This window comes from Polycladospora coralii (assembly GCF_014773435.2).
GTDB classification, from domain to species: domain Bacteria; phylum Bacillota; class Bacilli; order Thermoactinomycetales; family Thermoactinomycetaceae; genus Polycladospora; species Polycladospora coralii.
Window position 1 is genome coordinate 211181 of record NZ_JACXAG020000002.1, and the last position, 23728, is coordinate 234908.

Consider the following 23728-nt stretch of genomic DNA (forward strand, 5'->3'; position numbering starts at 1 on the left):
TGATATGAGTTCACCTAAAAAATCATGAAAACGACATGCTTGGTTGGGAATATATTCTTCTGAATGGATATGTGTTAAACTAGTTTAAAGGATGATGTATTTCCTTATCGTTTCACATTCCATGATTTTATAAGAAGAATAATTGTCAGTCAGATGAATTAGAGTTGTTAGGAGGTTTATTTCTTGGCAGACATGAATGAAAATAATAATGGATTTGTACGGATTTCGGATGATGTCGTTGCTGTAATTGCCGGTTTAGCTGCTGGGAAGACAAAAGGTGTCTCCAGCATGTCAGCAGGAGTGACAGAAGGTTGGGCGAAACGAGTAAGTGGGAAAAACATGACTAAGGGCGTTATGGTCGAAGTTGGACAAATGGAAACAGCAATTGACTTGCGAATTGTGGTCGAATATGGCGAAAAAATTCATGAAGTAACGAGAAACTTACAAGAAGAAGTGAAAGAAGCGGTAGAAACGATGACAGGGCTTCGCGTTGTAGAAGTAAATGTTAAAGTTGAAGGGATAGAAATGAAAGAGCCTACAGAAGAGAGCAAAAAAGTAGTAGAACAAAGAGTGAAATAAGAGAGAGCCCTTTTTTCAAATCAGTTTTTGAAAAAAGGGCTCTTGTTCACATCAGATCGGGAAGTTTTCCTTAGCATACCTTATATGAGGGCAGCTTCCATCTCTTTTAACTTTTCATTTACTGTCGTTAGCAGATCTTTAGGGATTTCTACAGAGTCATCTAAGCCGTGAGGGAAGAAATGACGTGCAAATACGGGTGTACCAAGCTCTAATAAGGCTTTGGGGTGTTCTAGTTGCTTGTCATTAATCACGGTACCACGAAGGCGTAAATAATACTCTTTGCCATCATGATTATACTTATAATCATACGTGGCTTTTTCGTAATCCCAAGCCCAGCGTACGAAACCTAAGCTTTTGAGAACTTTTTCAGTCTCACGAAACTCTTTTTTTATCCCTTTTGTTTTGATTTCATTTAATATCATAATTGTCAGACCTCCCATAGCCGAGTGCTATTCTTACTAATGATAGTATGAACTTTTCGTTCATGCAACTCATGGAACGTGACAGATGTGCGAAAATGATCGTTTTCCTTCAAAATCTGTTTATGATTTAAAGGTGAAATGTGCTAAGCGTTTCATTTCGTCATGCTTGTGCTTTGTGAATTTCTAAGCTGTTTACTTCATAATAAGGAGCGTCATTATGATCAATCTAGAAGTAAATATCAATCAGTTATTTCCACAGTTAGTTAAATGGCGGCGTCACTTTCATCAATATCCAGAGTTGTCATTTCAAGAAATTCATACGGCTGAATCGATTAAAAAACATTTATCAGATTTAGGTTTAGTTGTAAAAAAACATGTGGGAGGTGGTGGCGTTACAGGGTTTTTGCAAGGTGGAAAACCTGGACCGACCATTGCACTCAGAGCAGATATGGATGCTCTTCCGATTCAAGATGAAAAAAAATGTGACTATCACAGTCGTGTGCCAGGTGTGATGCACGCCTGTGGCCATGATGGTCATATGGCGATGCTAATGGGAACAGCAAGTATTTTAACTTCTGTGAAAAAAGAGCTAAGTGGCAATGTATTATTTTTATTTCAGCATGCAGAGGAGCAATTACCCGGTGGTGCCATTCAAATGATTGAGGATGGGGTATTGGATGATGTCGACTTAATTTATGGCATTCATCTGTGGACGCCTTTGCCAAGTGGTGTAATCGGTGTTTGTGAAGGAGAAATGATGGCTGGAACCGATTCTTTTGAAATTGAGATTATGGGAAAAGGTGGGCATGGTGGATTACCACACGAAGCTGTTGATGCAGTTGTTGTGGCAGCACATGTTACGGTTAATCTACAAACCCTCATTTCCCGTTATACAGATCCTTTACAAGCAGGTGTGATTTCGATTGGAACCGTTGTAGGGGGACAAGGTTTTAATGTCATAGCAGAACGTTGTAAGCTAACAGGTACTACACGTTCTTTTAGTCGTTCAATGCGCAGTGAAATATTAAGTAAGATGGAGTTGGTCATTAAGCATACATGTGAAATGTATGGTGCTACTTACCGATTCTCTTTTATTGAAGGTTATCCACCGGTTGTTAACCATCTTCAAGAAGCTAGACAGGTTGCTAAATCTGCTAGTAAGATTTTTGAACAGAAGCAGATTTGGGAACTGCGCCCAGTCATGGCAGCAGAAGATTTTTCTTATTATTTACAAATTAAGAAAGGGTCTTATATCTTCATAGGAGCAGGAATGAAGAACGAAAGTGCAAATCAACCACATCATCATCCTCAATTTGATTTTGACGAACAAGCAATGAAAACGGGCGTAAAATTATTTTGTCAAATCGTTCTTGATCATTTGAAGAGCGGAATGAATCCAAGCATAGAATGAACCTGGTAGAAGTGGACAGGTATCTTTTTTGAGCATATGGAAAGTCTAAGCGATAAGGAGGTGTATGCATCATGGCAACTTTACGTGATGTAATGACAAGCAATATTCAGTCTGTTACTGCACAAGATAATGTGTATGAAGTAGCGAGTATGATGCGCCAAAATAATATTGGTATGGTACCTGTTTTGGAGAATGGCGTATTAAAAGGTGTCGTAACTGATCGTGATCTGGTGACACGAGGAATTGCCAATAAAAAAGCAAACTCAAGCTCCATTTCAGAAGTGATGTCGAATCAGTTAGTGGTGGGAACGCCAGATATGACAGTAGAAGAGGCTGCGCGTATCATGGCTGATGCCCAGGTGCGCCGCTTACCCGTTGTCGAAAATAATCAGATCGTAGGTGTCGTCTCTCTAGGTGATTTAGCTTTACAACCTACTGCGCAAGATGATGCCGCGGTAGCCTTGAATGAAATATCTGAAACACATAATCCACAAGCGTCAAATGACTTGCAGGCCTAATCTTGCTATAAAATTTCACTCTTCCGCCGAAGAGTGAAATTTTATAGCAAGATTAGTTTGTATATAATAAATAATTAGAAATATATTAGCGTATGCGTTCAGACACCTACTTTTACAAGTGAGTCTTTCATCAGATGGAGTAGAGTCTCCACCTGATGAAAGGCTTAGCTGAAAGGCGTTTGTTTTCCGACGTGTCAAAAAGCATCTCTTTCTTTTGTGTAAAATGAGGAAAAAGGTCTAGATCACTTGAATCTGAATTGAAATTCAAGTTAAAATGTAAGCAAAGAGACCTAGGAGGTTGCTACAGATGAAAAAACCCTATGTCATCCATAAGGATGATCGGGATAGTATTCAGATGGGAAGTAATGTTAAGATTACATATCTACGAAAATCGGAAGGCGAGTACAGTATTTTAGTACATATGAAATCTGGTGGTTCCTTCCCGATGCACGAGCATGTGGGTGGAGAGGAAATCTTTGTGGTTGAAGGTACTGTGCAAATTGGAGAATTAGAACTTACGCAAGGAGACTATTTTTACTCACCGCCAGGTTATTGTGAAGAAGCTAAAGCAAATCACGAATGTACCATGCTGATTAGCTCAGCTAAAGGTTTACAGACGTCCTTAACAAAATAGATCAAAATAAAGGAATCCGAATTAACATAATGGTTAATTCGGATTCCTTTATTTTGTGGAGATACCACACATAAAGCTCTACTCGTAGTCACATATTAAGATTGTAAGTTGAATTGAGGAGAGATCAGGATGCCAGATACAAACGATCAAATGCAAAAACAACGTGAAGAACAATACAAAGTAATTGCCAAGAAACATCAGCCCAAACCAAAAGTGTGGATCAATTCACTGAAAGCTTTTGTGGTGGGGGGATCTATTTGTATGTTGGGACAAGGTATTTCGAACATGTATGTCACCTTTTTTGGGTTTAAACCTGAAAAAGCAGGAGATCCAACTGTAGCTACATTGATTTTTATATCTTGCTTATTAACGGGATTGGGCGTGTATGACAAGATTGGACAATGGGCAGGCGCTGGGACGTCCGTACCTGTCACAGGTTTTGCTAACTCAATATGTTCAGCTGCATTAGAGCATCAGTCTGAAGGTTATGTTTTAGGCGTTGGTGGCAATATGTTTAAGCTAGCAGGAGCTGTTATTGTTTTTGGAACCGTCGCTGCTTTTTTTGTAGGCATTATTCATACGCTAATCATTCCTATATTTCAATAACCATGAGGAGATAAATGATGCAAAATACGCGTAAAATTGGTAAAAGCTCCTGGGTGTTTAAAGAAAATATACGTATTCAAGCAAGTGCAGCAGTTGCAGGGCCGATGGAAGGTAATGGTAAATTAAGTCATAGTTACGATTTGATTTATGATAATCTATATGCGGGCCAAGACACCTGGGAACAAGCAGAGCGAAAAATGTTAGAAGATGCAGTGGAAACAGCAATTAAGAAAGCGGATCTGACTTCTGAAGAAATTGATGTTTACTTGGCTGGTGACTTACTTAACCAAAATATCAGTGCTTCATTTTCAGCTAAAGCAGAAAAAATACCCTTTATTGGCATGTATGGTGCCTGTTCATCATCCATGTTGACCTTATCCGTCGCTGCTACATTAGTAGAAGGTGGATTTGCTCGCTATGCCTTGGCCGGTGTAAGTAGTCATAACTGTACTGCAGAACGACAGTATCGTTATCCTACCGAGTATGGAGGTCAAAAGCCAAATACTGCACAATGGACAGCAACCGGGGCGGGAGCAGCGATTATCGGGATCGGTGGGACAGGACCTCGCATTCAATATGCTACAATTGGAATCGTGACAGACCTAGGTATTAAAAATCCGTTTGATATGGGGTCTGCAATGGCACCAGCAGCTGCAAAAACAATGCAAACCCATTTCGAAGATACTGGAAGAAAACCGAAAGATTATGATTTAATTGTAACGGGAGATTTGGCCTCAATTGGTGCTCCAATTCTCAAAGAACTACTAAGTAATGAAGGCTATAAATTAGGTGAACAATACCAAGACTGTGGTTTGATGATTTATTCGCAAGACCAAGAAGTGTTTGCAGGCGGCAGTGGCTGTGCAAGTAGTGCAATTGTCACATATGGTCACATCTTACAGCAAATGATGCTCAAAAAATATAAAAAAGTGCTCGTAGTAGCAACCGGGGCGTTGTTAAGTCCCATTTCGTACCAGCAAGGTGAGCCAATACCATGTATTGCACATGCTGTAGCAATAGAAATGGATGAGACATAGGTTTGTGGTTATACACATTCCTATGTTTTTATTTTCTTTAACAACGAACCAGTAACTTATTCTTTCGTATATTTTAGATGAGTTTGCACATCCGTACATACCATATTCTCCTTTCTATCATAAATAGATATAGAGGTGATATTATGGTAGGGAGTGCACCCAAAGAATTTATGTATCATTTTATTTACCGTAATATTCCTGATATAAAAAATATAAAAAAAATAGGCGGCAATATCCAATATATTGGCAAATATACAAATAGTGTTCAGGCTAGTTTTACAGCACCACTATCACTTAAGAATGGCTTTCAAGACCCCAATTTAGTCCATATTGAAAGAGATGATCAAATTTCCTTGCCCGCTTATCAAATACTAAATCCTAGCCTCTATCAAGAAGAAATAAGAATCGTACCTGCTCAGAATGCGAAAATGATATGCCCGTGGCATATAAAAAAAGTGATAGGTCTTAAAAGATTGGCAAGTGGATCTGGTGTACGAGTGGGGGTTGTCGATACCGGTATTGACCTCAGTCATCCAGATCTAGCACAAAATATTAAGGGTGGGATTAATATTCTTTCACCCTCCCGAGCACCCTATGATTTTAATGGTCATGGTACACATATAGCGGGAACAATTGGTGCTGCTTATGGTAAGGGATTAGTAGGTGTTGCTCCCAGAGTTTCACTATATCCCATTAAAGTGCTAAATCGGTTTGGATCGGGTAGTGTTAGTAATTTAGTGAAAGGTATTGAATGGGGTATCGCGAACCATATGCACATTTTAAATGTAAGTATAAGTGGGGGAATGGTGATCCCGACAGTTTTGGTAAAAGCGATTCAAACAGCAACACAAAAAGGAATCATCATTGTGTCTGCAGCAGGAAATGGCGGGAACGCAAGAGGTGAAGGAGATTCTGTAGAAATTCCGGCACGAATTCCTGGAACGATTTCGGTGGCAGCTGTAACCAAAAATATGAAGAGAGCAACTTTTTCAGCGACTGGAAGAATAGATATTTCTGCGCCTGGGGTTAACATACTAAGTGCTTATTCTAGAGGGCGTTATGCGATTTTAAATGGGACTTCCATGGCTGCAGCACATGTAAGTGGTGTACTTGCAATTTATAAACAGATTTTACCGGAAATTGGAATTCACCAATTGAAGCGCGTTCTTTTTAAACGCTCTATACCCTCTCACGGAAAAACAAGACATTATGGACATGGATTTGTACAAGCAAGATAGGGATTAACCCCAACTAAGTTTTACAAATAGTTGGGGTTAATTTGTATCTAACGGTTTCACTAATAATTGTGTAATGCTTCTCCCATTCATCTCATGGACAATAAATTTGTAGGAGCCATAGGAGACTGTAGATCCTACTTCAGGCATTGTTTGTAACTGAGAAAAAAACCAGCCTCCAATACGGTCATTATCAGTATCTTCTATGGATAGTTGAAAATGATCATTCACCTCTTCGATAAGTAAATGTGCATCTACAAGTGTACCCTCTTGTGCTAATTTGAAAAAAGGTTGTTCATCATCAAATTCATCTTGAATTTCGCCTACAATTTCTTCAATGATATTTTCTAATGTAATGAGTCCAGATATGCCCCCATATTCATCTACTACAATGGCCATTTCGGTTCTCTCTTGTTGTAACGTACGCAAGACATCTTTAATTTCTAAAGTCTCGGGAACGAAGACGGGTGTACGCGTGATCGCTTTTAAATTGGGTTCGTTACCTTCCAGAATTTGTTCATAAACATCGCGTATATGTATAATGCCGTGCACATCATCTTTATCTTCTCCACAGAGGGGGAAGCGAGTAAAATGTGATTTTTTGATCGTCATTAAGTTTTCTTGAAAGGGATCGTTCTGATAGATACAGATCATATCCACACGAGGAACCATAATTTCACGAGCAACACGATCACTAAAATCGAATATGTTGTCAAAAAGTGAAAGCTCAGTTTGGTCAATTATGCCGCTATGGTGGCTATGTTGAACCAACATACGAATTTCTTCTTCGGTATGTGCCGATTGATGGTCGGGTGCTAATTCTACTTTCAACCACTTTAATATTTGATTTGCAGATTCATTCAAGAACCAAATGGTTGGCTTAAAAATAATGAAAAAAACGCGTAAAGGATATGCGATCCACAATGTTGTCGCTTCAGAACGACGAATGGCTAGTGACTTGGGTGCCATCTCACCTATTACAATGTGTAAGAAAGTGATCAAGGAAAACACGATACCGAATGAAATGACATGGGTGATCGTTTCTGAGATGTGGAGTTGACGTAATAAAGGCTCTATTAAACCTGCTAGGAAGGGCTCTGCAACCCAACCTAAGGCGAGAGAAGCTAGTGTAATACCTAGCTGTGTTGCAGATAGATAAGCATCTAAATTTTTCACTAGCAGTTGTGCCGTTTTTGCTTTCGCATGACCTTCACGTACCAATTGTTCGATACGAGTTGCTCTTACCTTTACGATGGCGAATTCAGATGCCACAAAGAAGCCGTTTAAAAGGACTAAAAATAATACCAAAATAAGCTTTAAAGTGATGATGAGTATATCTTGAATTTCAGCCATGAGAAATACCACCTTTTACTTTCTTTGATCGTAACGGTCGAGCAACTTTTTATAATAGGTACTGAATGAAAAGCGTGGCAAGACCATAATAAACCATTAACGATAAAACATCATTTAATGTTGTGATCAGGGGTCCAGATGCTACAGTTGGATCAATTTTAAATTGATTGAGAACAAGTGGAATTAAAGTACCAACTAAGGTACCAATTAATAAGGTGAAAAATAAGGAGCCACCAACTACGACCCCTAATTCAATGCTATTTTTCCAAATAGAAATCATAATGATGATGAATACACTACATATAAGGCCAATAATACCGCCAACAAATCCTTCTTGGCGAATAATTTGACGGTAATTCTTTTCACTAACTTGTTGATTCGATAATCCTCTAATAATTAGACCGAGTGATTGTGTAGCCGTATTACCTGTCATACCAGCAATCATAGGCATAAATAGCACCAAAACAGGTAATGCGTCCATTGTCCCTTCAAAAAGAACGAGTAGGTTAGCAGTAGCCATACCAATTACTAATAACAGCAGTAACCACGGAATCCTACGTCTTGCTGAAAGGAGTGGATGTACAAAAATTTCTTTATCTGTTACACCCACAGCCGATAGATTTGAAATATCTTCTTGCGCTTCTTCAATGAGTACATCGATTACATCATCTACAGTAATAATCCCTAACAATCGATGATGTTCATCTACAACCGGCAATGCCAAAAAATCATACCGCTCTAATATTTGAGCAGCTTCTTCTTGATCCATATCAGCAGGGACTGAGATCACACGTTCATACATAATGTCATCAATTGTGGTTTCCGGAGAGGAAATTAAGATATCTCTTAATGAAACAACACCAACCAGGGTACGATCAAAATCAAGCACATATAAATAGTAAACAGTTTCAGCTGTAGGAGCTTCTTTTCGTAAAAAAGAGATGACGGTTTCTACAGTATGCGAACGAAATATGCTGACATATTCGTTAGTCATAATACCGCCAGCTGTATCCTCTGGATAACGAAGTAACGCCCTAACTTTATCAGCTTCACCAATTTCCATATCGGTAAGCAATTTTTGTGCTTTTGTATCATCTAATTCAGCTAATAGATCGGCTGTATCATCAGATGGCATGAGATTAAGTACATCTGCCGTTTTCTTGGCACCTAAGGCAATAATGACTTCTTTTTGTTCTTTGAGATCTAATTCTTGCAGTAAATCTGCAATTTCGTTGGACATAAGTACAGTAAGCAAACGTCGACGATGAATTTCATTTAAGGAAAAAAAGTATTGGCCTAAATCATAAGGATGAAGTTCATCGATAAAAGTTCGAATCGATTTTAAATCACGCTGTTGTAAATAGCTAATAAGTTCCTTCATTTCTTCTAGTTCTCTCGTTTTAACTTCCATAAGGCTCCTCCCCCTTGAAAGTAGTCACCATTCATCAGAAGAGAAAAACATCTTGAAATAGTGTGTATCACCTAGCATCAGCTTATCCGATAGGATATTTTGAAGTACATAATTGCAAGCTTTTTTCTCTTCCCTGAGTACCGCTCTTATTTTTCTGTAAAAAGTAAGCCAGTGTGCTTCGTTATACATAACCAACTTAACATAAGACAAGTTCAAGAAGACATATAGTGAATAAGAGATATTTTGATTAGGAGGTTTTATCATGTATAGTAAGCCACCCTGGCAAGGCTATCAACCATTTGTTTCAGACTATGGATACGCAAATTTTCAATATCCTTCGATGATGCCGTACTATCCAACAAATTATGGTTATGGCATACAGCCACATTATGGATCATATTCAGGTTTTGGACAACAACCTCATTATGGACAAGGAAATATGCCCTATTATCATGGACAAGGGAATATGCCCTATTATCCACAACAAATGGGGGCACCATTCATACAAGAAGGACAACCGTGTGGTCGATGTGGTGAGCCGACTCAAATGACTTCATCTCCTTCTATCATGCCTCCAAATCCTATCCATACTCATCAGGAAACAGAAGATTTTACTCAGGTATGGGAGTCTCCTGAGTCTCCACAATCACCATGGATTAGAGCATACCAACAATTGGAGAAAAAAGAATAGATTAGCATCCTGATTGACATAAAAAAAGGAGAGCTACTTGTGCTCTCCTTTCTCCTTTATCATTTGCTGTTTGGTTGTGAAAGCATTAAATCTACTTGATTCCATTTTTGAATCCCTTCTATACAAACAGTGGTAATTGGATAAGAGATCACTTGTGGAACAAATGCACCTTTAGGTGGTTTTTTTTCCTCGGCCATGATGGTCAGTTGATCTCCACTCTCAACTAGGTCATTTACACGTACGGAAAATCCACCCGTGTTCCTTTCACCTAAGGCTACAACAATATAGGTGTTTCCTTCATGATGAATTACTTTCGTTCCGCCATTGCCAGAGCGCTGTAACTTCTTCGCTTCGGGCTTTATAGCATCAGGTAACTTAGAAAAAGTGAGCTCTTTATATGGTATCTGCTTTGAAATATCACCCATTTTTTGTTCACTTCCCTTAGCGTCAGTGGTTTGATCTTCTTTTTCTTCAACTTGATCAGCTGGCATTGTGCTTGTTGTCTCTTGTTCTTGCTTATCTTCTAACGCCGCATTTTCTGATTCAACAGGTTGGGGTGTTTCTGTTGATGTATTTGAACATCCGATCATGAAAAATAAGAAAACACATAGACATATGAGTCTCTTCATGTTGGACTCCTCCCAATCTTCTCTCATTTACTATAACAGACGGAGCGCATGAATAGAAAGTTGCGCTGAGGAGAAAGTTTATCACAATGCGATATAACAATTTAATCATAATAGAACAATTATGTTACTATTAAGGTCAGAGGAGGGGAGAACGTGAACCATCTCAATATGACAGATATTCTGTTAGATGTATATGATTTAGCAGATCAAATAAATGAATCAGATGAAATGCATCATTATTTAAGGTGGAAGATGGAAGTAGAGAGAGATGAAGAGGCACAGAAGTTAATAAAGAAATTTCAACATGTTAAAGAACGTTTTATGGAGGCACAGCGATTTGGTATTTTTCATCCCAATTACCATCAGGCTAAAGAAGAAATGGAAAGCTATCAATCTGAATTAAAGGGACATCGTAGTATTGGTCAATATTTGGCTGCTGAGGATGAGTTAGATCGATTACTATCTGAAGTGATGAAAATCCTTGCACATACGGTTTCCCGTACAATTAAAGTGCCACTTCATGATCCTAGTTTAGCCGGACAAGCTAAACGTTCTTGTAGTAGCGGCTCTTAATCACGAAATAAAATACAATTGGGGCACTGATTGCCACAGCAGAAACTCTTTTGATTTGGAGATCGGATCGAGAATTTGTAAACCAATCCGTTCGAGCTAGAGCGGATGTATAACCATTGGATTGTCCAAATTGTGCCAGAGGTAAATCCCTCAATTACCTTATCTAACCAGACTTCTAATGCATGCTGACCACTATGATCTTGAAGCTTAAAGTATAAAAAAGGTACGCCGGCGAAAATTTTCATGTCTAAGGATTGATAAGGGATATCCGGTTGTACGAGTAAATATTGAACAAAAGGCTGGATTGGATGAATCATCTTATGTACTCCTTAGTGGATAAGTAAATTGTGTCTGCCTCCTCTATACATGTCAGAATAGACTTGCCCGTAGCCAAAATGCCCCGTAACGGGTTCGTACGAAAGGGTATGGCGAGCAAAGATCAACTCGTCCCTCCTACTTATCATAACGCGAGTGAAGCATAAAGGGAATACGAAGAAAGAATCATGACTGATCTCACATCTTCTTGATGTTTATATTTTTGAATGATACGATGAAAACAGTACGAAACGTTCCCATCGGGCTTTTTCGCCACGTATAGAAGGAGAAGTGAGTTATGAATATGGCGCACAGAATGGGTTTAGTGGTTTGGATGAAAGACTTAAAAGCCGCACATTCGTTGGGACGCTTTGGCAATGTACATTACGTATCTAAACGAATGAAATATGTTTACCTATATATTGACGGTGATAAAGTGGATCAGGTCATACGTCAAATCGATCGACTTTCATATGTACAGAGAGTAGAAAAATCTCAACGATCAAACATCTGCTTAGATTTTGAGCGGAATGAAACACAACTTTATACGAAGTAATTAGGGAAGGAAGAACACTTGTCATATCAGATTAGGGCAAGTGTTCTTCCATTTGTAGACTTTCTATATTTAGAGGACGGATACTGAATTGCATATTTTATGTTCTTCACCTGTTTAATTATGATTTTTTGTTGAGAATGTAGCTAGTTGTTTTACAATGGAGATTGAGCATAATCCTGCACGGTTAGCATGGAAGCTTACAACCACCTGGAAACGAAATATAGAGCTAGAGGAGAGAGTGAAATGAGTTTTTTTAACGAATTGAAGCAAAAAATTGAAAAAGGTGTAGAGACGGCAGGGAAACAATCGCAAAGAATGATTGAAATCAGCCGATTAAACATAAAGATTAAAGGGAAAAGAGATAACCAAATGGAAGAAATGCTTTCGTTAGGAAGGGAACTATATGAAAATTGGGAACCTGATAAAGAACCGATTATTACGAAGAAGGTGAAAGACAAGCTAAAGCATATCAGAGAAATTGAAGGTGCGATTAACCAACTCACACAAAATTTAGAAAAACTTAAAGCAGCTGAAATCAGAGTAAAGGCAGAAACAGTAGAAATAGAAAATGAGGTAGGCGCACGTGTCTCTTCTGTAAATAGTGAGTCAGAAAAAAAAGAGCATGTTTTACCCGAATCAATGGTTTATATCTGCCCATTTTGTGTAAACCAAATCAATATGAGCGATGCGAAATGTTCACATTGTAATCAGCAATTTTATTAGAATCAAGGGATGTATAAAAATATTTTTCAACCGAGGTGAGTGGTATGAAAAGCAAAATACTAACATTGCTGAATTCATTACGAGCAAAAGCGCTAACTTCATCAGGAGAGAAGAAAATTGTAGATGGATTTAATATCAAAGTGAAAGAAGCAGGTGGCATAGAAAAAATTGTGGATAAATTAAAAGTCATGTATGCCTACTTTCGTGATAAAGATACGAGCTCCATGAAAAAAGGGCTTGTGGGAGCTGCTTTACTTTACTTTTTATTACCCACTGATGTTGTCATGGATTTTATTCCAGTCGTGGGATATATCGATGATGTAACAGCTGCAATGTTTGTGTGGAATATGCTATCAAAAGAACTGGATGATTATCGAGAGAAAGCAGATCGACAAATGATTGATATTAAGAATTAAAAGGACAGTGGTGTTGAATATCCAAAATAAACGACGATCAAATGAGAAGATCATGCAAATCAACATGCTTGTTAAAAGAAAGAATTGGAGGGAGAAAAGACTCTCCAATTCTTTCTTTCGTTATGATGCCATCTTTGCTAAAATAATGGTAAAATGAAGCAGTAAATTGGACTATTTTTGTCGAAATTTTATAAATAAATCTTTGCGCTTGAATTCATTAAGTGGGTAAGAAAGGGGAATGTGGCGTTATGAATCATAGAGCAGTTGCCATTACTGTGACTAGTGGAAAAGGTGGTGTTGGTAAGTCTACGACTGTAGCTTCTCTTGGGCTCGGATTAACACAACTGGGTTATAAAGTTTGTCTAGTAGATACGGACATTGGGCTACGGAAACTAGATCTCATGCTAGGTTTGGAAAATCGAATCGTTTATGATCTCGTTGATGTTATTGAAGGTGTAAGTAATCTGCGCCAGTCACTTGTAAGACACAAAGAGTATCCCGGATTAGCACTTCTTCCAGCTGCGCAGACACGGTACAAAGAAGAAGTTTCACCTAATCAAATTATTCATTTAATTGAGGACTTAAAAAAAGAATTTGATTATATCATCATCGACTCTCCAGCTGGTATAGAGGGTGGTTTTCGCAATGCAATTGTGGCAGCGGATCGAGCGATACTTGTAGTAAATCCTGAAATTCCTTCAGTGCGTGATTCTGACCGTGTGATCGGTTTGCTTGAATCTGCTAACTTAGCGCATATCGATCTGATTGTAAACAGGATCGAACCGGGTATGGTGAAAGATGGGGATATGTTAAGCGTAGAACGTGTACAAAATCATTTAGCTATCAATCTTCTAGGTGTAATCCCCGAAGATAAGCGTATTATTCGGTCATCTAATACAGGCTCACCTGTCATCCTAGATGAAAAATCCTTGGCAGGGAAAGCTTATGCAAATATTGCTAAACGGATTATAGGCGAAGAAGTTCCTTTTTTGGAATTAGAATCCCCTACATTAATTAAGCGATTAAAAAAAATATTTCATATCGCATAATTGGAGTTCCATGAGACTAGAGGTATCGTTCGTACTAATCGTTTGAATAACAGGGAGGCGTATTGTGTATGTCGTTTTTAAATATGTTTAATCGGGGGGATAAGGAGCAACCTTCAGCTGTCACGGCTGATGATCGCTTATCTTTAGTTTTGAGCTATCAACGTACTGATATTGACGAGCGTAAGATCAAAATGTTTCAAGCTCGCTTAATCGAACTATGCGATGATTTTGGCTATGATGTAGTAGGGCAAGTAGAAGTCATACCACAAGCCCGAGAACGAACTACGATCATTAATGCAAGTATACCGGTTAGGAAAAAAGATACAGTGGAAGAAACATAGCAAGCATGAATCGACTCATCGGTTCGTGCTTGCTATGTTTTTTTGTTCTTTTTTAAAGAAAATTACGATTTTGTAAGTGGAGCTCAAGAAAATCGGTAATGACATTTGGAAATGTTTTATCTGTGGGTAGTGTAAACAACGCGATTGTTACTCTTGTACATCCGAAAACACGCATGAGATTTAGTAGTTTATCTTGTGCAATTGTATTCGGTTTTCCATATCGATCTTCAAAAGCTTTTAAGACCATCTTCTGCTCAAGTGAAATCTCCAGATTGGGAGATAATTCAGGATTGTTCTCTAAGAATGAATGCTCTAATTCTGCATTTACTTGTTGATAAGCCTCATCAATAGATCGAATTGTAGGTGGATTAATTTCCCAATCGGGAATGGTACGCTTACGACGAGGCCGTTGTGAAGGAAGTTTGGAAAACAGGTTAGGAGATTTTTTTCGTAGCGTATAAATTCGTTGATATATAGCACCGCTTGTACGTTGTAATTTATCTTCTATTTCACGAATCGCTTCAGCTAAAGGGCGATTTTCATTTAAATACTGGTTTACTATTTCAATTACTACTTTCTCTTCGGAATCATCCCAGCTGTTTGAGCGATCTTTATCTGTTTGTTTAAGGAAAAGATCGGGGCGTTCCAGCTTTAATTTACGTATATGCGACATCACACCCGCATAACCTCGGTTTAATTTGTCTGCAATTCCTTTAATCGTATCTCTTTCACGTAAACCTGCTTGCATCGACTGATTAATGGTGTCGATGATATATGTATTTTCCTCCTCTGAATATTTTCCCTTTTTTGTATCGATCATGAATGATACTCCTTCCGAAAATCAGGTTGCGCACTTTTCTTTTAATATAACAGATGCAATTGCCTACAATCTACTATTGCTATAAAAATTACATAAAAAAAAGATATATATAAATTAGATACAATTAATTAGATGTTAATAAATATAAAAAATAGACTAAGACCATCCTTTTATAATAGACGTAAGGTGGACTTATCGATCCTCAGTGGATCGATTGAACAAAATGAGGAATTGGAGCATCCACGACGTGGCATATTGAAAAATCATGTAAAAGAACACGCTTGATAGGCCTTAAGCGGGTTTTAGTGAATTTATTATCTCAGATTATGAAGAAAAGAAGTATAAGTTCGTTTCAAAATGGTTATACACTTATAATAGAATTTACTCTTGAGCAATAAAAAATTACTCTATCTCTTTCATCCACAAAATCGTTTCACTTCGATCAAATGCTTTATCTTATTTGTGGGTCAGCAATACGTTTGCTATTTGGTTTGACGATGTAGAGCACACATCTGACTGAGATAGATTTGTTTATCCTGATCATAAAGGAGTCTTAGTTATGGAGCAATTATCTGTCAAAGAAATTAGCTCTCTACTCAACACGAGGCGGTCAATTCCTCAAAAAAATCCAAAGATCCCCCATAAAGATTGGGGAATAGCTATGCATGCTGCCATTGTTATTTTATGGGGATTACTCATTTATCCTGACCTGGATCCTAGTATAAAATCAGAGAAGAAACATAGAACGGTCTCGGTAGAGCAACTACTCTTCTTATTTCGTGATTACTTCGGTGATAAGCAAGAGTGTATGGAAATGTTAAATCTGCTAAAAAATCATGATTACATTCGGATGAAAAATGAAGATGAAATCGAAAGTGGTACAGGCTTGTATGTAGCAGTAGATGCGGCCAAAATGTATACTTATTTGCGTTCATCAGTACTCGTTAGACAGCTGAATCAGACACTTGAGCGTAATAGAAAGCATTAAAAAAAGTAGCCTTGTCCATGGATTGAGTGATCATGGTGCAAGGTTACTCGTTTTTTAGTGAGTCCAAAAATAACTTTAGCGCATGACGCTGGGATGGGGATAGCTGTAGAGCGACTTCAACTAAATGTTGGATATCTTGAGGTAAACTTGATATAGGCTCGGATGTTGACGATAGATTACTCTGCTCTTGACCAAATTGATTAATCAACTGTTCGATTAAGTTTCTAGATTCATTAATATGCGTATATGTTTGAATTAAAAGCTTCTCAGTGGGTTGCTTCATAACGATTCATCCTATTTCTCATTTGTATGAAGTAGATTTTCAATTTCCTTTCTGATACGAATTAGCTCGTCCGGACTTAGCTTATGGAGATCTCTTATCATCATCTCCAATTTAAGGGAACGAAACTCTTCCAAAAATGATGGTAAGTATTGTGGATTCACAGACACGACCAAAACTCCTTTCATGATTCAACATAAAAAAATGAAATCTATCATATATAGACTATCGGAATTTCATTCTATCAAAAAAACGACAAAATGCAATGCAGAACATTTGTACTTTATGTCGCAATTCTGATATAATTGAGTAAATTCAGAAATATAAATTGCACAGGTAAATGGTTTGAAAACATATTCTAACGGGTATAGAAACGATGGGTACATGCTGGGGCTATCTTTTTTAAACTTATGAAAAGAGGTGCTTTCATGTTAGAGCAACTAAAAGTGCTGGAAGAACGATTCTATACGATTAAACAAGAATATCTCTTAGCGAAAGAGCGACATGAGTTTTTAGCACAATACGATCTTTTCGAGGAGTTAAAACAATTGAATAAACAGAAAAAAGAGTTAAAGAGTAAACTCTCGGAGTGATAGATTGAATTGTATTTTGTAACCAAATGATTGTCTTTGATTATAATAGCAAGCGTAATGAACCACAAATCATCTATAAAGATATGGATCATGCTTACCAATTGAACGAACCGCCATCTGACAAGGAAAATGGCGGTTTTTGTCATGAAAAGAATAGATGTGATAGTATTGTAATAGATGACAACCAATATATGAGTGGAGATGCGCGTGTGAAAATGATTCGAACGATGGCTTATCTGGTACTATTTGCAGGTCTACTAGGTATAGGATGGCTAAATATATATAAAGAAAATGATACATCTGATCCTATAAGCATGGCAGAATATTTGGCAGAACAACAACAAGAGTGGCAAGGGACAAAAGCCCCGGCTTTCACGCTACCCACACTTACAGGAGAGCAAGTTTCATTTGATTCAACTTCTTCCAAGCCTACTATTATTAACTTTTGGACGACTTGGTGTGCGGAATGTAAAAAAGAAATGCCTGTGTTTGAAAAACTGTATCAAGAGTATGGAGCAGATATAGATTTTATGATGGTTAATATGACGGCTGAGGATAATCGTGAACAAATTGATAAATATCTGAAAGAAAATAGATTGACATTTCCAGTCTTATTGGATGAGCAGGCAAAAATGAAAAATGCTTATGATATACCGGCCTATCCCACGACATATGTCATCGATCAAGATAACGAAATTATAGCTTTGCGCATAGGTGCATTAGAAGAATCACAACTAAGAAATCAGATACAGCAGCTACTAAATTAAGAAGAGGGAGGCCTCTTTTTTTTGGATATAAAAACTAGTAGTCAAATCATGTTGTGCATGGTAGAATGAAAACGCTTCCAATACAGGGATATTGCTCAGCAAACAATAGCTTAATATTAAGGCGTATCAGAAATGAGATTCAATTTAAGTGAACGGGTTCATACGTATTGATTAGAAGGTAAAGTCCAATCAATCGACACGTCAGAAAATGAATGATGATGAAAACAGCCCTAGTATTTTTGTTTAGAAAATATGAAAAAAGCAATTGATCATTTCATATTCATTCATTATAATGTATTTATAATCAATAGATTATAAATTAAATAGAGGAGTTGGTATATTTGGTGAATTGGTGGAAAAGAGCATTGCTCTTCTTTTTTATTGTGGCACTTGTTTTCCCTATCTCGACAACAGAGGCTGGTTCAGGTGAAGAAGTAGATCTATCCAAATTAAATGGTGTGATTGAACAAGGAAATGTATTAAATGCCAGCGAAATTGCAGACTGGGAGAAAAAGACAAAAACGGGCTTAATTCCAGGAACTTGGTATGTAGGGAAGACGCCTCCTAATGTGGATGAGAGCAAGCCACCAATTTTATTTGTATCTGGCTTAACTTCCAATGCACTTACCTTTATTGATGAAAAAGGTAGCATGTATGATGTAGCCTATGAGAAGGGGTATCGGACTGCATTTGTTCAACTCAATGATGCCGCGGGATCTTCATTTGCTGCTTCGCAGTGGGCAAATGGTGAAATTTTAGCGGAGCAAATTAAAGAAATTTATGAATATTATGGTGAAAAAATTAATGTAGTTGCACATAGCAAGGGTGGAATTGATACGCAAACTGCACTTAATTATTATGATGCTGATGATTATGTAAATCATGTCGTTACGTTAAGTACTCCCCACTATGGTTCGAATTTAGCGAATTTATCTTATAGTTGGTATGCCAGTTGGTTAGCGGATTTGATTGGACAACAGACAGATGGTACCTACAGTTTACAAACAGGTGAAATGGATAAATTCAGACAACAGACTGACAATCTTGAAAGCGTTTACAATAATCAATTTTATACTGTAGCGGGTAAAGGTTGGGGGAAATTTGGTTCTAGCTTATGGTTGGGTGGAAGTTACCTATGGGCATATGGATCTAATGATGGAGCTGTAAATGTTTGGAGTGCCAAGCTTCCTTATGGAACGCACTTGCATACTGGAAAAAAACTCAATCACAATACTGTGAAAAATGGAGATGCTGTTTTTTCAAAGATAGAGTCTGTCCTAAGTCAACCTTCTACGAAACAAGTAGCAGTCTTGAAGTCCCTAGCATCAGCAGCGATTTCTACTACAAATCAAACAAAATCATTTATGTCTAATACAAATCAAACAGAATCATTTATGAGTGAAGGTCCAGAAGCTCAAAAAGATGAGCAGTATATACAAGGAGGTCAACTTCGTAAGAAAAAGTGGTTAACAAAAGAAGTGGCCGTTCAAACGGGGATTACAGAAGCGAATTTCTCAATCTTAACGAAGCATAATGCGAAAGTGGTTCTCATTTCGCCAAGTGGTAAGAAGTATACGAAAAGAAGCAGTGCTTATCAAAGCGGTGAAGCTGGCGATGTGTTTAAAGGGGCACGCTTACAAGCATTTAAAATTGTAAATCCCGAAGCCGGCACATGGTATGTAAAGATCAAAAATCAAGTGCAAAAGAAAGATGCTTATTTACTTATCGTGAACTTCCAAGGTGAGGACACGACAAAAGTTTCGATTCAAAATCAACCGAATCAAGAAGAAGTTCCTGTAGAAGTTGAACTAAAAGATGCTGTAGATTATGACTTAGATACCATCAAGGTAAAAATGAAGGTGATTAATCCAGATGGGAAACGCGCCAACAAAGTCTTAAAAAACACAGATTACATCAATTTAGAGAAGAAGAGTAAGAAGGGTAAGAAAAGCAATTTCACAGGTAAGTTCAATAAAAAGAATAAATCAGGTGTTTACAACATTACGACAGAAGTTGAAGGAAAACTAAAGAATGGAAAAGCATTTAAACGCACTGTAGTTGAATCAGTATATATCGATAATTAAAAATGAAACAGCTCACTATTTTATTCAAGTAGTGAGCTGTTTATTATTCTTTTATTCATAGGATTTTTGTGTGTCATCATCATAAAATATAAGTAGTGTTCCTACCCTTTAGCTACCATTTAAGAAGATCATTAATTTATTTATTGAACTAAGAGGGGATTTTTGGTATTATAATATATAACAGAAAATTGTTTACATAATAATAAAATTGGAGGAGTCTGAATTGAAAAAAGGTTTATTGATTGGTTGCGGATCTATTATCTTATTATTAATTCTTATGGTAGCATGTACGGCGGCAATCATGGGTGATGATGAGCCGAATTCGACACCAACCACAAGTAGCGAAAACAAAAAAGAAGAACCTGCTTCTACTGAGGAAACGAAAAAAGAAGAACCTAAATTGTCTGTATCAGAAGAAAATGCACTTAAAAAGGCAAATTCTTACATTGACTATATGGCCTTTTCAAAAAGTGGTCTTATCAAACAGTTAGAATTTGATGGTTTTAGTAAAGAAGACGCTACTAAGGCTGTTGAAAGTATTGAAGTGGATTGGAAAGAACAAGCTGGATTGAAAGCAAAATCTTATTTGGACACGATGTCGTTTTCAAGAAGTGGTCTTATCAAGCAACTAGAGTTTGACGGGTTTACTAAAGAACAAGCTAATTACGGTGCTGATCAAGTCGGCTTGAAATAATTAAAAGCGATGAATAACGAATCAACTAAGGCTGACTGTCAAAGTCAGCCTTCAGATTGTGGCACAACGGAATCACCAACCGATGCTTGTCAGAGGGATCGTAATGCTAAAAATTATCCAATATAGCTGAGAATACTCTCACCTCTTAGCGTTAGCGAAGGTGGTGAGTCGTTCACTAGTGGTATTTGGAAGTTGCGTATTCATAAGGTGATCGACTGTTCCATTGAGCATGCAACCTTTGTACCCTTAATATATAGTTGTGGTGCATATATCACGTGTGTCAAAGGTAGATAGTTAACCGAGTTAAACGAATAAGCTTGATAAACAGCTCCTTGAGTTGGTCGTAAGTATATCCAATGGACTTAGACGACCCACAAGAGGGACACCTAAGTCCATTACAATAGATTTTTTAGATAAAGAACTTGGGTATAAATTTGTGATAAACCCACTTATTCCATTTTATCAGTGGAATTTATTTTGAATTATAAGGATCACATGTTACAAACCCAGGTTTTTAGCTATGATCATTTTCATGATTTCATTTGTTCCCGCGTAAATTGCAGAGACAGGAATATCTCGGTATCTTCTTGCAATTGGATATTCTTCCATATAGCCATAACCTCCATGTAGTTGCAAACATTCCCCAGTTACACGTTTGGCCATCTCAGTAATCCAAGCTTTAGCCATTGATACTTGGGTAACGACATCGACTCCCTGCATATGCTTCACAATAAGATCATCGATATAGGTTCTACCTATGGATACTTCAGTAGCGAGGTCAGCCATTTTAAATTGGATATGCTGTTGTTTACTTAGGGGTTTGCCAAATGCTGTACGGGTTTTTACATAAGCGAGTGTCATCTCCAATGCATCTTCAGCGGATACTTGAGCCATTAACGTAGCTAATAATCGTTCTGGTTGTAGTTTTTCCATTAAATATTTAAAGCCTGAACCCTCGATTCCAAGTAAATTTGCTTTTGGAACTCTACAATCATCAAACATAAGCTCAGCTGTATCTTGTGAATGAAGCCCGATTTTATCCAACTTTCTTCCTCGCGAAAATCCGGGCGTGTCCGCTTCAACCACCAACAGGCTGATTCCTGCATGCGCTGGTACTGCATGAGGATCGGTTTTGCAGACGAGGATAATTAAATCAGAATGTATACCGTTAGAGATAAACGTTTTTTGGCCATTAACGACGTAATGGTCTCCATCAAGAATGGCTGTCGTTTTAATATTGGCTAAATCTGAACCCGTACCTGGCTCAGTCATTGCAACGGCAGTAATCAATTTTCCGCTTGTACAACCGGGCAACCACTTCTTTTTTTGCTCTTCATTCCCATAATGATAGATATAGGGTACACAAACGTCACTATGTAAACTAATTCCCATCAGTCCGGTACCCATACGCTCCAATTCTTCTACCAGAACGACAGAATAGGCGAAGTCTGCTTCAATTCCACCGTATGATTCTTCTAACCATGGACAGAGGAAACCTTGTTCACCCATCTTTATCCAAAAATCACGAGGGACAATCCGATTTTTTTCCCATGTATCAAAGTAGGGCTTAGCCTCTTTATTTAAGAATTTTCGTACGGATTCGCGTAAAATCTGGTGTTCACTTTGTATATAGGGTGTGTTCAAATTGATCGACTCCTTTGGAAGATTTGAATGTGAGCTGTTCTTATTTTATCAATTTAATAAATAAATAAATAGATTAATTTTCGGGTCTTTCTATACTGTATTTATCCAATCCTTCTCCCGATAAATACATTCATCAAATATAGGTGTATAAAAAACAACGAAAGTTGGATACAAACTTAACTTTATTGGAATTGGAGTCATTTTGGACATCGTTACCTGAAAAACACAAGGAATACACATTTACGCTATACAGTAGATGAAGAAACTTGAAGGGAGATGTTCCAAATGAAAAAATTAAAGCTACTACAATCTTTTCGTGCCATTGCACCAGTCATGATCCTTTTACTTCATGCATCACATCTATTTGAAGTGAACTTCATGTACATGTTAGATATAGAAAAGACAGGGGGAGTTGATTTATTTTTTGTCATGAGCGGTTTTCTCCTCTATTACATTTATCAGCGAAAATTTGGTGTGCAAGGAGAGACAAAGCGCTTTCTTATAAAAAGGGTTTCTCGTATTTATCCCCTTGTATGGATTCTTACGATCTTCTTTTTTATTGTATCTGCCATGTTAGGAACAATCTTTCCAACGTGGACTAGCTATTCGTGGAACATGCTACTTGATTCGATGTTAATATTACCCAACACTGAACATATTTTAGATACGACTTGGTCTCTTTCCCATATTATATTTTTTTATGGGATTATCGCTTTAATCATATGGAAACCTGTATTAAGAATACCGTTCCTAATCATTACGTTGTTTTGCAGTATTTTATTTCTTATGCCATCAGAATTGGAAATGGGTTGGCTAGGATTAGTACTTAACTTATACAACTTAGAGTTCTTGCTCGGATGTTTGGCAGCACAAATTGTACTAAAAAAAAGATTGGCAGGGGGATATGCATTCCTTATTGCAGGTATTAGTGGGTTTATGTTTACGTGGTACTATATGATGGATGGAGAGTGGGAATTTATCCCTTTAGAAGTACTCTTTGGTGTTTCTAGCTTTTTCTTAATTTTGGGTGGGGCAGCTTTAGATCGAAACAAAGACATTCGCATACCAAAATTGTTTCAAGTACTTGAAAAGTCTTCTTTTGCAATTTATTTAATTCACTATCCGCTATTATTAATCTTTATCTATTTCTATGATTTGCATGGTGTAGATGAATATGTTTCATCTACATTTGTGTTTACAGCTAGTGTTATGATAACGATTGCGATCTGTATTGGAGCGCATTACTGGGTAGAGCGCCCTCTGGATCAAATGGTACAACGATGGATTAGACCAAAACTAGATAAAGTTGATTCAAATTGACCACAATTCAAATCACCAGCTTTGAGCCATGGGTTTAAG

28 protein-coding genes are annotated in these 23728 nt (G+C 37.6%); 20 read left to right on the forward strand and 8 right to left on the reverse strand.

Translation table 11 applies throughout. The features are described from left to right. Positions 1–192 precede the first annotated feature (192 nt). Positions 193–579, forward strand: coding sequence for an Asp23/Gls24 family envelope stress response protein (locus IC619_RS05195; protein ID WP_191139367.1), 387 nt, complete (start codon positions 193–195; stop codon positions 577–579). A gap of 80 nt (positions 580–659) precedes the next feature. Here the strand turns inward: IC619_RS05195 and IC619_RS05200 are convergent, their stop codons facing one another. Beyond that, positions 660–1001 (reverse strand): YugN family protein, encoded by a 342-nt coding sequence (locus IC619_RS05200; RefSeq protein WP_191139143.1) that lies wholly within the window; start codon positions 999–1001, stop codon positions 660–662. A 217-nt stretch (positions 1002–1218) separates the two neighbouring features. Here IC619_RS05200 and IC619_RS05205 point away from each other — a divergent pair, with 217 nt between their 5' ends. The 6 genes from IC619_RS05205 to IC619_RS05230 all read left to right on the forward strand — a co-directional run bounded on the left by IC619_RS05205 (position 1219) and on the right by IC619_RS05230 (position 6445). Then, positions 1219–2412 (forward strand): M20 metallopeptidase family protein, encoded by a 1194-nt coding sequence (locus IC619_RS05205; protein WP_191139142.1) that lies wholly within the window; start codon positions 1219–1221, stop codon positions 2410–2412. A 71-nt stretch (positions 2413–2483) separates the two neighbouring features. Then, complete coding sequence (locus IC619_RS05210; RefSeq protein ID WP_191139141.1) at positions 2484–2930, forward strand: CBS domain-containing protein; 447 nt, start codon at positions 2484–2486, stop codon at positions 2928–2930. A 307-nt stretch (positions 2931–3237) separates the two neighbouring features. Further along, entirely contained in the window at positions 3238–3564 is a 327-nt protein-coding gene (locus IC619_RS05215; RefSeq protein WP_191139140.1) for a cupin domain-containing protein, read from the forward strand. A 129-nt stretch (positions 3565–3693) separates the two neighbouring features. Next, positions 3694–4170 (forward strand): stage V sporulation protein AC, encoded by a 477-nt coding sequence (gene spoVAC, locus IC619_RS05220; RefSeq protein ID WP_191139139.1) that lies wholly within the window; start codon positions 3694–3696, stop codon positions 4168–4170. A 17-nt stretch (positions 4171–4187) separates the two neighbouring features. Then, positions 4188–5207: a stage V sporulation protein AD gene (spoVAD, locus tag IC619_RS05225; protein WP_224749471.1), complete on the forward strand. Its 1020-nt coding sequence runs from the start codon at positions 4188–4190 to the stop codon at positions 5205–5207. A 143-nt stretch (positions 5208–5350) separates the two neighbouring features. Further along, positions 5351–6445 (forward strand): S8 family peptidase, encoded by a 1095-nt coding sequence (locus IC619_RS05230; RefSeq protein ID WP_191139137.1) that lies wholly within the window; start codon positions 5351–5353, stop codon positions 6443–6445. A 36-nt stretch (positions 6446–6481) separates the two neighbouring features. On the opposite strand, the gene IC619_RS05235 is transcribed toward IC619_RS05230, so the two are convergent. Next, positions 6482–7795: a hemolysin family protein gene (locus IC619_RS05235; RefSeq protein WP_191139136.1), complete on the reverse strand. Its 1314-nt coding sequence runs from the start codon at positions 7793–7795 to the stop codon at positions 6482–6484. Positions 7796–7844: 49 nt separating this feature from the next. After that, entirely contained in the window at positions 7845–9206 is a 1362-nt protein-coding gene (gene mgtE, locus IC619_RS05240; protein ID WP_191139135.1) for a magnesium transporter, read from the reverse strand. A gap of 262 nt (positions 9207–9468) precedes the next feature. On the opposite strand from mgtE, the gene IC619_RS05245 reads away from it, so the two are divergent. Further along, on the forward strand, positions 9469–9897 hold the full coding sequence (locus IC619_RS05245; RefSeq protein ID WP_191139134.1) for a hypothetical protein: 429 nt from the start codon (positions 9469–9471) through the stop codon (positions 9895–9897). Positions 9898–9956: 59 nt separating this feature from the next. On the opposite strand, the gene IC619_RS05250 is transcribed toward IC619_RS05245, so the two are convergent. After that, positions 9957–10526 (reverse strand): protease complex subunit PrcB family protein, encoded by a 570-nt coding sequence (locus IC619_RS05250; protein WP_191139133.1) that lies wholly within the window; start codon positions 10524–10526, stop codon positions 9957–9959. A gap of 153 nt (positions 10527–10679) precedes the next feature. On the opposite strand from IC619_RS05250, the gene IC619_RS05255 reads away from it, so the two are divergent. After that, positions 10680–11099, forward strand: coding sequence for a YlbF family regulator (locus IC619_RS05255; RefSeq protein WP_191139132.1), 420 nt, complete (start codon positions 10680–10682; stop codon positions 11097–11099). On the opposite strand, the gene IC619_RS05260 is transcribed toward IC619_RS05255, so the two are convergent. After that, positions 11096–11416 (reverse strand): hypothetical protein, encoded by a 321-nt coding sequence (locus IC619_RS05260; protein WP_191139131.1) that lies wholly within the window; start codon positions 11414–11416, stop codon positions 11096–11098. The two genes, IC619_RS05255 and IC619_RS05260, sit on opposite strands and share 4 nt — an antisense overlap. A gap of 296 nt (positions 11417–11712) precedes the next feature. Between IC619_RS05260 and IC619_RS05265 the strand changes: the two genes are divergently transcribed. The 5 genes from IC619_RS05265 to IC619_RS05285 all read left to right on the forward strand — a co-directional run bounded on the left by IC619_RS05265 (position 11713) and on the right by IC619_RS05285 (position 14499). Beyond that, positions 11713–11970 (forward strand): YlbG family protein, encoded by a 258-nt coding sequence (locus IC619_RS05265; protein ID WP_191139130.1) that lies wholly within the window; start codon positions 11713–11715, stop codon positions 11968–11970. A 243-nt stretch (positions 11971–12213) separates the two neighbouring features. After that, a complete protein-coding gene (locus IC619_RS05270) occupies positions 12214–12693 on the forward strand; it encodes a hypothetical protein (protein ID WP_191139129.1) in 480 nt (159 codons plus the stop codon). 44 nt (positions 12694–12737) lie between these two features. Further along, complete coding sequence (locus IC619_RS05275; protein WP_191139128.1) at positions 12738–13109, forward strand: YkvA family protein; 372 nt, start codon at positions 12738–12740, stop codon at positions 13107–13109. A 248-nt stretch (positions 13110–13357) separates the two neighbouring features. Then, complete coding sequence (gene minD, locus IC619_RS05280) at positions 13358–14158, forward strand: septum site-determining protein MinD (RefSeq protein WP_191139127.1); 801 nt, start codon at positions 13358–13360, stop codon at positions 14156–14158. Between the two features lie 68 nt (positions 14159–14226). Next, a complete protein-coding gene (locus IC619_RS05285; RefSeq protein ID WP_191139126.1) occupies positions 14227–14499 on the forward strand; it encodes a cell division topological specificity factor MinE in 273 nt (90 codons plus the stop codon). 52 nt (positions 14500–14551) lie between these two features. Here the strand turns inward: IC619_RS05285 and IC619_RS05290 are convergent, their stop codons facing one another. After that, a complete protein-coding gene (locus IC619_RS05290; RefSeq protein WP_191139125.1) occupies positions 14552–15319 on the reverse strand; it encodes a hypothetical protein in 768 nt (255 codons plus the stop codon). A gap of 559 nt (positions 15320–15878) precedes the next feature. Here IC619_RS05290 and IC619_RS05295 point away from each other — a divergent pair. Then, positions 15879–16307, forward strand: coding sequence for a hypothetical protein (locus IC619_RS05295; RefSeq protein WP_191139124.1), 429 nt, complete (start codon positions 15879–15881; stop codon positions 16305–16307). Between the two features lie 43 nt (positions 16308–16350). On the opposite strand, the gene IC619_RS05300 is transcribed toward IC619_RS05295, so the two are convergent. Further along, on the reverse strand, positions 16351–16590 hold the full coding sequence (locus IC619_RS05300) for a hypothetical protein (protein WP_191139123.1): 240 nt from the start codon (positions 16588–16590) through the stop codon (positions 16351–16353). A 425-nt stretch (positions 16591–17015) separates the two neighbouring features. On the opposite strand from IC619_RS05300, the gene IC619_RS05305 reads away from it, so the two are divergent. The 4 genes from IC619_RS05305 to IC619_RS05320 all read left to right on the forward strand — a co-directional run bounded on the left by IC619_RS05305 (position 17016) and on the right by IC619_RS05320 (position 20725). Beyond that, on the forward strand, positions 17016–17180 hold the full coding sequence (locus tag IC619_RS05305) for a hypothetical protein (RefSeq protein WP_191139122.1): 165 nt from the start codon (positions 17016–17018) through the stop codon (positions 17178–17180). A gap of 26 nt (positions 17181–17206) precedes the next feature. Continuing rightward, positions 17207–17947, forward strand: coding sequence for a TlpA family protein disulfide reductase (locus tag IC619_RS05310; RefSeq protein ID WP_191139121.1), 741 nt, complete (start codon positions 17207–17209; stop codon positions 17945–17947). A 344-nt stretch (positions 17948–18291) separates the two neighbouring features. Then, a complete protein-coding gene (locus tag IC619_RS05315) occupies positions 18292–20031 on the forward strand; it encodes a PGAP1-like alpha/beta domain-containing protein (RefSeq protein ID WP_191139120.1) in 1740 nt (579 codons plus the stop codon). A 223-nt stretch (positions 20032–20254) separates the two neighbouring features. Beyond that, positions 20255–20725: an Ltp family lipoprotein gene (locus IC619_RS05320; protein WP_224749472.1), complete on the forward strand. Its 471-nt coding sequence runs from the start codon at positions 20255–20257 to the stop codon at positions 20723–20725. Positions 20726–21223: 498 nt separating this feature from the next. Here the strand turns inward: IC619_RS05320 and IC619_RS05325 are convergent, their stop codons facing one another. After that, on the reverse strand, positions 21224–22369 hold the full coding sequence (locus tag IC619_RS05325; protein ID WP_191139119.1) for an acyl-CoA dehydrogenase family protein: 1146 nt from the start codon (positions 22367–22369) through the stop codon (positions 21224–21226). A gap of 285 nt (positions 22370–22654) precedes the next feature. Here IC619_RS05325 and IC619_RS05330 point away from each other — a divergent pair, with 285 nt between their 5' ends. Next, positions 22655–23689: an acyltransferase family protein gene (locus tag IC619_RS05330; RefSeq protein WP_191139118.1), complete on the forward strand. Its 1035-nt coding sequence runs from the start codon at positions 22655–22657 to the stop codon at positions 23687–23689. The last annotated feature ends 39 nt before the right edge of the window (positions 23690–23728 follow it).